Genomic DNA, 13,537 nt, shown 5'->3' with positions numbered 1-13,537 from the left:
ATCACCACGGGGCAGGATGCGGCGGTGCAGCAAAATTATCCGCCTCCGGCTGCGTTTGCCGGGAAAACGGGCAGAGGTGAAACGGGCCGCGCCAATCTGGCGCGGCCCCGGGGCTATTCTGCCGTCGCCGGGTGCAGCGGCTCGACCCTGACCGCCGAGAACTTGAACTCGGGGATCTTGCCATAGGGATCGACCGCCGGGTTGGTCAGGATGTTCGCCGCCGCCTCGACATAGGCGAAGGGCACGAACACCATGTTCTCGGCCACGGCGCGGTCGGCGCGGGCCATGATGGTGATGCTGCCCCGGCGCGTGGTCAGGCGGATCATCTCGCCCGCCTCGACCCCCAGCCGGCGCAGGGTCTTCGGGTGCAGCGAGGCATTGGCCTCGGGTTCTACCCCGTCCAGCACCTTGGAGCGCCGGGTCATCGAGCCGGTATGCCAATGCTCGAGTTGCCGGCCCGTGGTCATGATCATCGGGAACTCGGCATCCGGCACCTCGTCCGGCGGCAGCACGGCGGCGGGGGTGAACTTCGCCCGGCCACCGGCACGCGGGAAGCCGTCGCCGAAGACCACTGCCTGACCCGGATCCTCGGGCGAGAGCGAGGGATAAGTGACGGTCTGCGTCTTCAGCCGGTCCCAGGTGATGTTGTCGAGCGACGGCATGGTTTCGGCCATCTCGTCATAGACCTGCGAGACATCGGCATAGTCCCAGTTCAGCCCCAATCGCTGCGCCAGTTCGACCGTCACGCGCCAATCCTCGCGCGCCTCGCCGGGCGGTGGCAGAACCGGACGCACGCGCTGGACCTGCCGGTTGGTGTTGCTGACCGTGCCATTCTTTTCATAGAGCGCCGAGGCCGGCAGGATCACATCGGCATAGTTCGCCGTCTCAGTCAGGAAGATGTCTTGCACCACCAGATGCTCCAGCCGCGCCAGCGCCGCGCGGGCGTGGTCGAGGTCGGGATCGGACATGGCGGGGTTCTCGCCCTGGATATACATGCCCTTGATATTGCCGTCATAGGCCTCGTCGATGATCTCGGTCACGGTCAGGCCACGCTTGTCGGACCATTCCTTGGCCCAGTCATTGGGCACATCGGCCTGCTTGCCGCCATCGCGCGACGGGGCAGGGCTGCGGTCCCAGATGCCGATGACATGGTCGCGAAAGGCGACATCCTCGACCGAACGGTAATCGGGCAGGAACATCGGGATCAGCCCTGCATCCGAGGCGCCCTGAACGTTGTTCTGGCCGCGCAGCGGGTGCAGCCCGGTCCCCGGCCGCCCGACCTGGCCGCACATCAGCGCAAGGCTGATGAGGCAGCGGGAATTGTCGGTGCCGTGGATATGCTGCGAAACCCCCATGCCCCAGAAGATCATCGCCGCCTTGGCGCCGGCGAAGGTGCGGGCCACGTCGCGCAGCACCTCGGGTTCGATGCCGCAGATCTCGGCCATGGCCTCGGGAGGGAAGTCCTTCAGGTGTTCCTTCTCGGCCTCCCAGTTCTCGGTATAGGCTTGGATATACTGCTCGTCATAAAGCCCCTCCTCGACGATCACATGCATGATCGCGTTCAGCATCGACACGTCGGCGCCCGGACGGAATTGCAGCATGTGGCTGGCATGGCGGCGCAGCCCGACACCGCGCGGGTCCATGACGATCAGCTTGCCGCCGCGCTTGGTGAACTGCTTGAAGAAGGTCGCGGCGACGGGATGGTTCTCGACCGGGTTGGCGCCGATGACGATGGCAACATCGGCATTCTCGATCTCGTTGAAGGTCGCCGTGACCGCGCCCGAACCGACATTCTCGATCAGCGCCGCGACCGAGGAGGCGTGACACAGCCGGGTGCAGTGATCGACATTGTTGTGTCGGAAGGCCTGCCGGATCAGCTTCTGGAAAAGATAGGCTTCCTCGTTGGTGCATTTGGCGCTGCCAAAGCCCGCAACCGCCCGCCCGCCATGGGCCTGACGCAGCTTCGCCAGCCCGCCGGCGGCAAAGGCCATGGCCTCGTCCCAGTCTGCCTCGCGGAAATGCGTCTGCCAGTTCATCGGATCGACGTTCAGCCCCTTTTCCGGCGCATCCGCGCGGCGGATCAGCGGCTTGGTCAAACGGTGGCCGTGATGGATGTAGTCATAGCCGAAGCGGCCCTTGACGCAGAGCCGGTTCTCGTTGGCCGGACCGTTCAGGCCCTGCACATATTTCACCTCGCCATCCTTGACCTTCAGGCTCAGCTTGCAGCCGACCCCGCAGAAGGGGCAGACGGTTTCGGTCTCGCTGTCGAAATCGGCGCGGTCGCCAACCTGTTCGGCGTTCAGCACGCTCGCCGGCATCAGCGCGCCCGTGGGGCAGGCCTGCACGCATTCGCCGCAGGCAACGCAGGTGCTGTCGCCCATCGGGTCGTCCATGTCGAAGACCGGGTAGGAATGATGGCCCCGGAAGGCCATGCCGATCACGTCATTTACCTGCACCTCGCGGCAGGCGCGGACGCAAAGCCCGCACTGGATGCAGGCGTCAAGGTTCACCGTCATCGCGACGTGGCTGGCGTCGGTGGGCGGGACGGCCGCAGCGTTCATCTTGGGAAAGCGGCTGGTCTCGATGCCGTTCTCGGCCGCCATCTCCCAGAAGGGCGCGGCCTTGTCATGCGAGATGTGATGCGGCGGCTGGTCGGTCAGCAGAAGCTCCATCACCATCCGGCGCGAGGCTTGCGCCCGGTCGCTGGCGGTCTTGACCACCATGCCGGCGGTCGGCGTGCGGATGCAGGAGGCGGCAAGGGTGCGCTCGCCCTCGATCTCGACCATGCAGGCGCGGCAATTGCCGTCGGGGCGATAGCCGGGGGCGGGTTTCAGGCAGAGATGCGGGATTTTCAGTCCGCGGCCATGCGCGACCTCCCAGATGGTCTGGCCGGGTTCGGCACTGACTTCCTGCCCGTCGAGGGTGAAACGGATGGCTTCGGTCATGTCACACCTCGTCCGGGAAATGTTTCATCGTCAGCAGGAACGGGTTCGGCGCCGCCTGCCCAAGCCCGCAGATGCTGGCATCGATCATCACCGCCGCCAGTTCCTTCAGCAGCGGCTGGTCCCAGTGATCGGCCTGCATCAGCTTCACCGCCTTCTCGCAGCCGACCCGGCACGGGGTGCACTGGCCGCAACTTTCATCCTCGAAGAAGCGCAGCATGTTCAGCGCCGCCGCCCTTGCGCTGTCCTGATCCGAGAGGACCACCACGGCGGCCGAGCCGATGAAGCTGCCATGCGGTTGCAGCATGTCGAAATCCATCGGAATATCCGCCATGCTGGCCGGCAAGAGGCCGGAGGACGGCCCGCCCGGCTGATAGGCCTTGAAGCGATGCCCCTCGGCCATGCCGCCCGCCGACGCGATGATGTCGGTGATGGTCGATCCCGCTGGCAAGAGGTAGACCCCGGGCTTGGCGACGCGACCCGAGACCGAGAAGCTGCGCAGCCCCTTCCGGCCATTCTTCTCGGTGCCGTTCAGCACCTCCGGCCCCTCGCGGCAAATGCGGGCGATCCAGTAGAGGGTTTCGACGTTATGGACCAGCGTTGGCCGGTCGAAGATGCCAACCTGCGCGACGAAGGGCGGGCGGTTCCGGGGGATGCCGCGCTTGCCTTCGATCGATTCGATCATCGCGCTTTCCTCGCCGCAGATATAGGCGCCGGCACCCCGGCGCAGGTCGATATACCCGGGCGAGGCGATGCCTGCTGCCTCCAGCGCGGCGATCTCGCGGCGCAGGATCTCCAGCACCGCCGGGTATTCGTCGCGCATGTAGAGATAGACGCGCTCGGCCTCGACCGCCCAAGCGGCGATCAGCATGCCTTCGAGGAAGAGATGCGGCGTGCGTTCAAGGTAATGGCGGTCCTTGATCGTCCCCGGCTCGCCCTCGTCGCCATTCACCGCCATCAGACGCGGGCCGGGATTGGCGCGGACGAAGCCCCATTTCTTGCCCGAGGGGAAACCCGCGCCACCGAGGCCGCGCAGCCCGGCATCCAGCAGGCTCTGCTGCACTTCTTCCCAGTTCCCGCCCTTGCGCAACCGCTCGAGCGCCGCATAGCCGCCGCCGGCGCGATAGGCATCGAGCGTTTCGTAATCCGGAATATGCGCATGGGTGTCACCCGCCGAAATGGCGGCGCGGACCTTGTCGGGCGTGGCATGGTCGATATGGTTATGGCCCAGTTCCAGCACCGGCGCAGTGTCGCAACGGCCCATGCAGGGCGCGCGCAACACGCGGACCTCGGCCGGATCGAGACCACTCTCCAGCGCCGCACGCAGGGCCTCGGCCCCTGCCAGCTCACAACTGAGACTGTCGCAGACGCGTATGGTCAAGGCGGGCGGCGGGGTCTCGCCCTCCTTCACCACGTCGAAATGGGCATAGAAGGTTGCGACCTCGTAGACCTCGGCCATCGCCAGCCGCATTTCGTCGGCCAGGGCACGCAGGTGGCCGGAGGTGAGGCAGCCGTAGCTGTCCTGAATCCGGTGCAGGTATTCGATCAGCAGGTCGCGGCGGCGCGGATCATCGCCCAGAAGCGTCCGCACCTCGGCCAGGGCGTGATCGTCAAGCTGCCGGCCCTTGGGCGTGTGCCGCCCCTTGCCGCGACCGGATTTCCAGACGCCCTTCGGTTGGTCCAAAGCCATTCTTCCCCCCTCGCTGGCCCGCGCCTCCCGCGCCGGCTGGCATAGCCGCATCTGATCACCATGACCGCCGCGCGTCCAGCCCGGGACGATACCCGAAGCCGTGATCGCGGCCACCCTTGCGCAGAACCATGGCCGCAAGGCGCGCGCGGGCCGGTCCGGCATCACCATCAGGCCCGCTCGGCAGAATGGACCGTTCAGATGCGACCGTTGCGGGCGGCAAGCGGCAGGGCGGCGGTGGGGGCCGGTTGTCAGAACTTAAGGGAAATAATATTTCACCTGCGTGAACTGATCAAGCCCATGATCGACTTGGTCGCATCAAGGATCGGCGTGGCGATGGCATCGGCGCGGTTGGCCCCGTCGCCCAGGATGCGGTCGATCTCGGCGGGGTCGGCCATGAACTGGTTCATCCGCGTGGTGATCGGCGACAGCGCGGCCACCGCCACCTCGGCCAGCGCGGGCTTGAACGCGCCAAAACCCTGGCCCTCGAACCGGGCCAGCACCTGGTCCGGCGTCTCGTCCGACAGCGCGGCATAGATGTTGACCAGATTGCGCGCCTCGGGCCGGTCCTTCAGCCCGTCCATGTTGCCCGGCAGCGGCTCGGCATCGGTGCGGGCCTTGCGGATCTTCTGGGCGATGGCATCGGCATCGTCGGTCAGATTGATGCGGCTCGCATCCGACGGGTCGGATTTCGACATCTTCTTCGAACCATCGCGCAGCGACATGACGCGCGTGGCGACGCCCTCGATCAGCGGTTCGGTGATCGGGAAGAAGTCGGTGCCATAATCGTGGTTGAACTTGGCCGCGATGTCGCGGGTCAGTTCCAGATGCTGCTTCTGGTCATCGCCCACCGGAACGGCTGTGGCGTGATAGGTCAGGATGTCGGCGGCCATCAGCGCCGGATAGGCCAGCAGGCCAAGACTGGCATTCTCGCTGTTCTTGCCGGCCTTGTCCTTGAATTGGGTCATCCGGTACATCCAGCCGACCCGCGCCACGGTATTGAACAGCCACGCCATCTCGGCATGGGCCGAGACCTGGCTCTGGTTGAACAGGATCGAGCGCGCCGGATCGACGCCCGCCGCCATGAAGGCCGCCGCCGCCTCGCGAGTCTGCTGGCGCAGGGTTTCCGGTTCCTGCCAGACGGTGATCGCGTGCAGGTCGACGACGCAATAGACCGTCTCGACCCCGGTTTCCTGCAGCGAGACGAAACGCTTCAGCGCGCCAAGGTAATTCCCCAGCGTGATTCCGCCCGAGGGCTGGATGCCGGAGAAGATGCGGGGCGTATGGGTCGTGGTCATGGCTCAAGCCTGCTTGGAATTCGCTTCGCTTTCGCTTAGCCCTTGCCCGCCGGCTTCGCAACCACGGGAGAGTTCCATGCGCCACGGGTCCACTGAATCGCCGATCAACCAGTTGCCTTGGGTGGTCTGGGTGCTGGCCCTGCCGATGATCGCGGGCGAACTTGTCTTTGGCCTGGGCCAATACGGGCTGATCGGCGGGCAGCAGGGGATTGCCCTGCGCATGAACGCGATCGAGTGGTCGGCCTTCGTGCCGGAGTTCATCGAGCGGATGCTGGCCATCGGCGCGGTGGATTTCGGCCATCTCTACCGGATCGTGACCTATCCCTTCGTCCATTACAGCTTTACCCATGCGCTGTTCGTCGTGGTCTTCACGCTGGCCCTGGGGAACATGGTCGCCGCCAATTTCCGCCCGGTCGCGGTGCTGGCGCTGTTCTTCGGCTCTGCCATAGGTGGGGCGCTGGTTTATACTGCTTTTGCAATGGCTTACGATGGCCGCGTCGGGCCGCTGATCGGCGGCTATCCGGCGGTCTATGGGCTGGTCGGGGCCTTTACCTTCCTGCTCTGGACCCGGCTTGCGGCGGTCCATGCCAACCGGATGCGGGCCTTCACCCTGATCGGGATGCTGCTTCTGTTCCAGCTGGTCTTCGGGCTGTTGTTCGGCAACGCCGGATATGGCTGGATCGCCGAGCTGGCGGGCTTTGCCTGCGGGTTCGGGCTGTCCTTCCTCCTGGTCGATGGCGGCGTCGGCCGGGCGCTGCGGCAGTTGCGGCAGCGCTGACGCAACAAGCGCGCGTTGCGTGGGGGTTTTCGGGCGGCAGGCGCCCGAGAGGCCAGCAATTTCTGGGGAATGGGCTGCACAGGGCGTGCACCGAGGGTGCACAGGTTGTGCACAGGGCGTGCACAGGAGGGGAGCGGCTTCGTTGGGGTGGAGGGATGCGTGCGAGCACGCATCCTATGCTGGCTGATACGGGCTCGCTGTAGGGTGGGTTTTCAACCCACCACGATCCGCCGCGATGGTGGGGTGAAACCCCACCCTACGTTTACTGCATCAGGCAGGCCGAACCCGGACCTGCCCTCCGCTGCGCAAAGCACGAAGGTCAGCTTGGCCAGACCAACGAACAATCATCACCGTGCTAGATTATCTGGCGGACTGATACCCCCCCCCTTCCTACAACCAAGCGATCGCCGGGGCGCTCCCACACCCCGGCGCTACCCCCCCTCACCCCTCCCCCACCGTCACATAAACCTCCCCGCCTTCCCGGAACTTCGCCGCCATCGCCTCCATCCCCTGCTTCTGAGCCTCCGCTCGAATGTCATGCGATATCCGCATCGAGCAGAACTTGGGCCCGCACATCGAGCAGAAATGTGCGACCTTATGGGCCTCTTTCGGCAGGGTCTGGTCGTGGAAGCTGCGGGCGGTGTCGGGGTCGAGGGACAGGTTGAACTGGTCCTCCCAGCGGAACTCGAACCGGGCGCGGGACAGGGCGTCGTCGCGGCGCTGGGCGCCGGGCAGGCCCTTGGCGAGGTCGGCGGCATGGGCGGCGATCTTGTAGGTGATGACGCCGGTTTTCACATCGTCGCGGTCGGGCAGGCCCAGATGCTCCTTTGGGGTGACATAGCAGAGCATGGCGCAGCCGAACCAGCCGATCATGGCGGCGCCGATGCCGCTGGTGATGTGGTCGTAACCGGGCGCGATATCGGTGGTCAGCGGCCCGAGCGTATAGAAGGGCGCTTCGTGGCAGCATTCCAGCTGCTTTTCCATGTTCTCCTTGATCTTGTGCAGGGCGACATGCCCCGGCCCCTCGATCATCACCTGGCAATCCTTGGCCCATGCGATCCTGGTCAGCTCGCCAAGGGTTTCCAGCTCGGCGAACTGGGCTTCGTCATTGGCGTCGGCGATCGAGCCGGGGCGCAGGCCGTCGCCAAGCGAGAAGGACACGTCATAGGCGCGGCAGATGTCGCAGATTTCCTCGAAATGCTCGTAGAGGAAGCTTTCGCGGTGATGGTGCAGGCACCATTTCGCCATGATCGAGCCGCCGCGCGAGACGATGCCGGTGACGCGGTTGACGGTCATCGGCACCATATGCAGCCGCAACCCGGCATGGATGGTGAAATAGTCGACGCCCTGTTCCGCCTGCTCGATCAGCGTGTCGCGGAACACCTCCCATGTCAGGTCCTCGGCGATGCCGTTCACCTTTTCCAGCGCCTGGTAGATCGGCACCGTGCCGATCGGCACCGGGCTGTTGCGGATGATCCACTCGCGGGTGTTGTGGATGTTGCGCCCGGTCGAGAGATCCATGACCGTATCGGCCCCCCAGCGGATTGCCCAGACCATCTTGTCGACCTCTTCCTCCATCGAGGAGGTGACGGCGGAGGTGCCCATATTGGCGTTGATCTTCACCAGAAAGTTCCGGCCGATGATCATCGGCTCGGATTCCGGGTGGTTGATATTGGCCGGGATGATGGCGCGGCCCGCCGCGATCTCGGCGCGGACGAATTCGGGGGTGACGTAATCGGGGATGCTGGCGCCCCAGTCCTGACCGTCGCGATGGCAGGGGGCGGGGTCGCGCAGCTGGTTTTCACGGATGGCGACGAATTCCATCTCGGGCGTGATGATCCCGGCGCGGGCATAAGCCAGTTGGGTCACTGCCTTGCCACCCGTGGCGCGCAGGGGGCGGGGCCGGACCGGGAATTCCGGGGTCAGCCGATCGCCGGTGACATGGCCGTTATCCTCGGGCCGGACGGCGCGGCCGTGATAGGCCTCGACATCGCAGCGCGCCGCGATCCAGCCCTGCCGCAGTGGGGCGAGGCCACGGGTGATGTCGGTCGTGATCGCCGGGTCGGTATAGGGGCCCGAGCTGTCATAGACTGGCAGCGGTGGCTCTCCGGCGGTGGGATGCACCGAGATCTCGCGCATCGGCACGCGCAGGTCCGGGTGCTGCACCCCGGGGACATGGATCTTGCGCGAGGCGGGCAGTTCGTCGGTGGTGATCTTCGGGGTGGGGATGTTCATGCGCGGTGCTCCTCAAGCCATTCGCTCAAAAGGACACCAATCGAGTTCGGCTTGGGAAACAGGGGCCTTGCGACCCCCTGTCGGCAGGGCAGGGGACGGGTTCACGGTCCCGGTCTGCTCGCCTAGCTTCCTCCGCCAGTATCAACTGGGTCAGGTTCAAAGGGTCGCATCACCGGGCATTGCCCCGTCAGCCTCTCAGTCCCCTTAGGCGGGACTCCCCTGCGTGGGTTCTGCCTATAGGAGAGTTGGCGGGTTGGGAAGGCCTATCGCCGCCGCCGCACCGCGGTCTTGAGTTCCGAGAGCTTGTAGGCGCCAGTCAGGAAGGCCAGTGCGAAATAGATCGCGGCGCCGCCAATGACCAGCACGGCCAGACCGGGGATGCGGGAGACATTTGCGGTCTCCAGCCAGCCCTCGATGAACCAGAGCGCCAGCGCCATCAGCGCCGAGGCCAGTACGATCCGGGGGGCGGTGCGGCGCAGGCGGTCATCGGCGCGGGCGGCCTGACCCATGCTGCGCGTGCCCCACCACAACTGCCCTACCATGACCCATGCGGCGATCGTGGTGCCAAGTGCGGCGGCCAGGAAGCCCATCGGACCCATCAGCCCGAAGGCCACGGCGGCGTTCACCACCATGGAATAGAGCGCATAGCGGAACGGGGTCCTGGTGTCCTCGCGCGCGAAATAGAGCGGCTGCAGGATCTTTTGCAGCACGAAGGCGGGCAGGCCGAGGGCATAGACCACCAGCGCGCGGGCGGTCTGCACCGTGTCCTCGGCGGTGAACTGGCCGCGCTCGAAAAGCGTGGCGACCATCGGCACGGCGATGACGGCAATGGCGAAGGCGGCGGGCAAGGTGAGGAACAGCCCGAATTCGGTGGCGCGGCTATAGGCGGACTGGCCGCCGGCCTCGTCGCCCGCGCGCAACCGGCGGGCCAGTTCCGGCAGCAGCACCACGGCCACGGCGGCGCCGACGACGCCGAGCGGCAGCTGATAAAGCCGGTCGGAATAGGAGAGCCAGGCGATCGCGCCCTCGAATTGCGAGCCGACCTGACGGCCGATCAGCAGGTTCAGCTGCACCACGCCGCCGGCAAAGGCCGCGGGCAGGGCGACGGCCAGCAGCCGGCGCATGTCGGGCGAGAGGCGCGGGCGGCGGGGCAGGAAGGTCCAGCCTGTGCGGTGGGCATCCCACCAGACCAGTCCCAGCTGGGCGATGCCCGTGAGCGGCGTGGCCCAGGCCAGCGTCAGGCCCATGTCCCAACCGCGATAGCGCGCCAGACCCATCGCCGCGATGAAGAGAAGGTTCAACAGAACCGGGGCGGCGGCGGCGGCCGTGAAGCGGCCATTGGCGTTCAAGACGCCCGAAACCATCGAGGCCATCGAGATCAGGAGGATATAGGGGAAGGTGATGCGGCCATATTCGACCGCCAGCGCGAAGCGCTCGTCCCCCGCAAAGCCCGAGGCCATCAGCCAGACGAGGCCCGGCATGAAGATCATCGCCAGCGCCGAGATCACCAGCACCACCATGAACAGACCCGAAAACGCCTCGGCGGCAAAACGCTGCGCCTCGGTCCGGTGCTCGAGCTTCTTGGCGAACATCGGCACGAAGGCGGTGTTGAAGGCCCCTTCGGCGAAGAAGCGGCGGAACATGTTGGGCAGGGACAGCGCGATCAGGAAAGCCTCGGCCACCGGGCCGGTGCCGAGCCATGCCGCCATCAGGATGTCGCGGATGAATCCCGACACCCGCGATACCATCGTCCAGCTTCCCACCGAAAGGAAGCCGCGCACCAGTCCGGGTCTCGTCATGCTGTCGTGCCTGCCCTGTCCGCGCCTTGCTGGATCGCCGCGCGCAGTTTCTTTTCCAGCGAGTCGCGCTTGGCGTCGCTGAAGAGTTTCATCCCGAACATGTCCTTGACGTAGAAGCTGTCCACCACCTGCGCCCCGAAGGTGGCGATGACGGCGCTGGCGATCTGGATATGGTTCGCCGCCAAGGTCCGCGTCAGGTCATAAAGCAGCCCCGGCCGGTCGCGGGTATCGACCTCGATGATCGTATAGATATCGCTGCCCTCGTTGTCGAAGGTGATATGGGTCGGGAAGCGGAATTCGCGCTCGCGCTTCCTGATCTTGTCGCGGTCGGCAAAGGCGTCGCGGGCCACCACCTCGCCCTTCAGCGTGCGATCGATCATCTTGCGCAGGCGCGGCAGGCGATCCTCGGCATAGGGATGTCCGTCAGCATCCTGCACCCAGAAGACCGCAGTCGCAAAACCGTCCTTGGTGGTATAGGTGCGCGCGTCCACGACGTTCGCCCCCATCAGCGACAGTGCCCCGCAAAGCCGCGAGAAGATGCCGGGATGGTCGGCCAGAACGAAGGTGGCGCGGGTGGCGTCGCGGTCGGTATCGGGCTTCAGGTCGATGCGGATCTCTTCGCTGCCGATGCCGTCCAGCAGGCCGGCAAAGACCGCCTGCGTCTCGGTCGGCAGGCCCGGCCAATAGCTGTCGTAATGCCGCGCGATCTCGGCCCGGATGGCCTTGGCCTCCCAGCCCTTGGCGACCAGCAGGTGCCGCAGGCTGCGCTTGGCCTCGTTCTGGCGCTTGTCGCGGTTGATCTCTTCCAGCCCGCCATCAAGGGCGGCGGCGGTTTCCTGATGCAGCTTGCGAAGCAGCATCGCCTTCCAATTGTTCCAGGTATTCGGCCCGACGCCGCGAATGTCGCAGACTGTCAGCACCAGCAGCAGGTCCAGCCGCTTGCGGGTCTTCACTGCCTTGGCGAAATCCCTCAGCGTGCGCGGGTCGGCAATGTCGCGCTTCTGCGCCACGTCAGACATCAGCAGGTGATTGCGCACCAGCCATTCGACCGTCTCGACCTCTTCGGCGGAAAAGCCGAGCCGGGCCACCACCCGCCGCGCCAGACGCGCGCCGAGGATCGAGTGATCCTCGGGCCGGCCCTTGCCGATGTCATGAAGCAGCGTCGCCAGATAGAGCACCCGGCGGTTGATGCCCTCCTGCATGATCTCATGGGACAGCGGCAGGTCATCGGGATGCTCGCCCCGCTCGATCTCGGCCAAGGCCGCGACGCATTGGATCGAATGCTCGTCCACCGTGTAATGGTGATAGACGTTGAACTGCATCATCGCCACGATCGGCTCGAATTCGGGGATGAAGGCCGAAAGGACGCCCAATTCGTTCATCCGGCGCAGCGCGCGTTCCGGATTGCCGTGTTTCAAGAGCAGATCGACAAAGATCCGCGACGCCTCGGGATCGGTGCGCATGGCATCGTCGATCAGGTCAAGATTCGAAGTGACCAGCCGCATGGCGTCGGGATGGATCAGAAGGCCGGTGCGCAGGGCCTCTTCGAACAGCCGCAGGATGTTCAGCGGCTGGCTGAGGAAGTCCTTGTCATCGGCGATGGCGAGGCGGCCCAGCTCCTCGGTAAATCCCGGGCGCAGCTTGCGGCGGCGGCGGAACAGCCGGCCGAGAAAAGGCGCCTTGCGGACGTGATGGGCTTCGAGCGCGGTCAGGAAGACCCGCGTGACTTCGCCCACATTGGTGGCGTGGCGGAAATAGTCCTGCATGAAATGCTCGACATCGCGGCGGCCCTGTCCGTCGCGATAGCCCATGCGGCGGGCGACCTCGACCTGCATGTCGAAGGTCAGCTGATCCACCGGACGCCCGGCGATCAGGTGGATATGACAGCGCACGGCCCAGAGGAAATCCTCGGCCTGCCAGAAATTCAGATGCTCCTCGCGGGTGAAGAAGCCGAGATCGACCAGCTCGACAGCGCGGTCGACGCGGTGGATATACTTGCCGATCCAGTAGAGCGTCTGCAGGTCGCGCAGCCCGCCCTTGCCCTCCTTGACGTTCGGCTCCAGCACGTAACGCTGGCCGCCCTGCCGCTCGTGCCGGGCCTCGCGTTCCGTCAGCTTTGCCTCGACGAATTCCGGCACGGTCTTGGAAAAGAGATCGGCCCAGAGCCGCTCGCGCAGATCCTCGGCAAGGGGGGCATGGCCGGTGACGAGACGGTGTTCCACCAGCGCGGTGCGGATGGTCATGTCGCCGGCGCCAAGGCGCAGGCAATCATCGACGCTGCGGATCGAATGGCCGATCTTCAGCTTCATGTCCCAGAGCATGTAGAGCATGGATTCGACCACGCTTTCCGCCCAGCCCGTGACCTTGTAGGGCGTCAGGAACAAGAGATCGATATCGCTTTGCGGCGCCATTTCGGCCCGGCCATAGCCGCCGACGGCCAGCACGGCCAGTCGCTCGGATTCGGACGGGTTGGGCTGCGGGTGCAGGCGGGTGGTGGCGACGTGGTGGATGGCAGTGACGATGCCATCGGTCAGGCTCGCGATGGCGCGCACGGTCTCGCGCGCGGCGCGGGGGTGGCTTTCGAAGCCGGTGACGATATCAGCCATGGCCGATTTTCGCGCCTCGCCGAGGATGCGCACGGCGGCCGAGCGGATCTCGCGCGGGGTGGTCAGCGGCGCCAGCTCGGCGTCGAGTGCGGGCAGGAAGGTATCGGGGTCAAAGATGGCATGCGCCCCGGGCAGGGCCGGGGCGCTTTGAACGGGCATGCGGCCCGCAGGGGAAGGTCGTCTGGTCGGCAA

The 13,537-nt window shown here is 65.8% G+C and carries 7 protein-coding genes and 1 riboswitch; of the genes, 1 reads left to right on the top strand and 6 read right to left on the bottom strand.

Annotation, left to right across the window (positions count from 1 at the left end; all coding sequences use genetic code 11):
- Positions 1-113 precede the first annotated feature (113 nt).
- The 3 genes from fdhF to trpS all read right to left on the bottom strand — a co-directional run bounded on the left by fdhF (position 114) and on the right by trpS (position 5,927).
- Positions 114-2,945 (bottom strand): formate dehydrogenase subunit alpha, encoded by a 2,832-nt coding sequence (gene fdhF / locus Q1A36_RS13920; RefSeq protein ID WP_299845164.1) that lies wholly within the window; start codon positions 2,943-2,945, stop codon positions 114-116.
- Between the two features lies 1 nt (position 2,946).
- Entirely contained in the window at positions 2,947-4,632 is a 1,686-nt protein-coding gene (locus Q1A36_RS13915; protein ID WP_299845161.1) for an NAD(P)H-dependent oxidoreductase subunit E, read from the bottom strand.
- Positions 4,633-4,904: 272 nt separating this feature from the next.
- Positions 4,905-5,927 carry a tryptophan--tRNA ligase gene (trpS, locus tag Q1A36_RS13910; protein WP_299845158.1) on the bottom strand — a complete coding sequence of 341 codons (1,023 nt, stop codon included), beginning with the start codon at positions 5,925-5,927 and terminating at the stop codon, positions 4,905-4,907.
- 76 nt (positions 5,928-6,003) lie between these two features.
- On the opposite strand from trpS, the gene Q1A36_RS13905 reads away from it, so the two are divergent.
- On the top strand, positions 6,004-6,705 hold the full coding sequence (locus Q1A36_RS13905; RefSeq protein WP_299845155.1) for a rhomboid family intramembrane serine protease: 702 nt from the start codon (positions 6,004-6,006) through the stop codon (positions 6,703-6,705).
- A gap of 441 nt (positions 6,706-7,146) precedes the next feature.
- On the opposite strand, the gene thiC is transcribed toward Q1A36_RS13905, so the two are convergent.
- The 3 genes from thiC to Q1A36_RS13890 all read right to left on the bottom strand — a co-directional run bounded on the left by thiC (position 7,147) and on the right by Q1A36_RS13890 (position 13,504).
- Positions 7,147-8,940 carry a phosphomethylpyrimidine synthase ThiC gene (gene thiC / locus Q1A36_RS13900; RefSeq protein WP_299845152.1) on the bottom strand — a complete coding sequence of 598 codons (1,794 nt, stop codon included), beginning with the start codon at positions 8,938-8,940 and terminating at the stop codon, positions 7,147-7,149.
- A 110-nt stretch (positions 8,941-9,050) separates the two neighbouring features.
- Positions 9,051-9,171: riboswitch (TPP riboswitch) on the bottom strand.
- Between the two features lie 32 nt (positions 9,172-9,203).
- Positions 9,204-10,739, bottom strand: a complete 1,536-nt coding sequence (murJ, locus tag Q1A36_RS13895) for a murein biosynthesis integral membrane protein MurJ (RefSeq protein WP_299845149.1) — start codon at positions 10,737-10,739, stop codon at positions 9,204-9,206.
- Positions 10,736-13,504 (bottom strand): [protein-PII] uridylyltransferase, encoded by a 2,769-nt coding sequence (locus Q1A36_RS13890; RefSeq protein ID WP_299845147.1) that lies wholly within the window; start codon positions 13,502-13,504, stop codon positions 10,736-10,738. The genes murJ and Q1A36_RS13890 overlap by 4 nt, the downstream gene beginning before the upstream one ends.
- Between the last annotated feature and the right edge of the window lie 33 nt (positions 13,505-13,537).

It is taken from the genome of uncultured Paracoccus sp., assembly GCF_947487305.1.
Taxonomy (GTDB): Bacteria; Pseudomonadota; Alphaproteobacteria; order Rhodobacterales; family Rhodobacteraceae; genus Paracoccus.
Note: the sequence above shows the minus strand (reverse complement) of the source record. Positions and strands in the feature narration are given on the sequence as shown.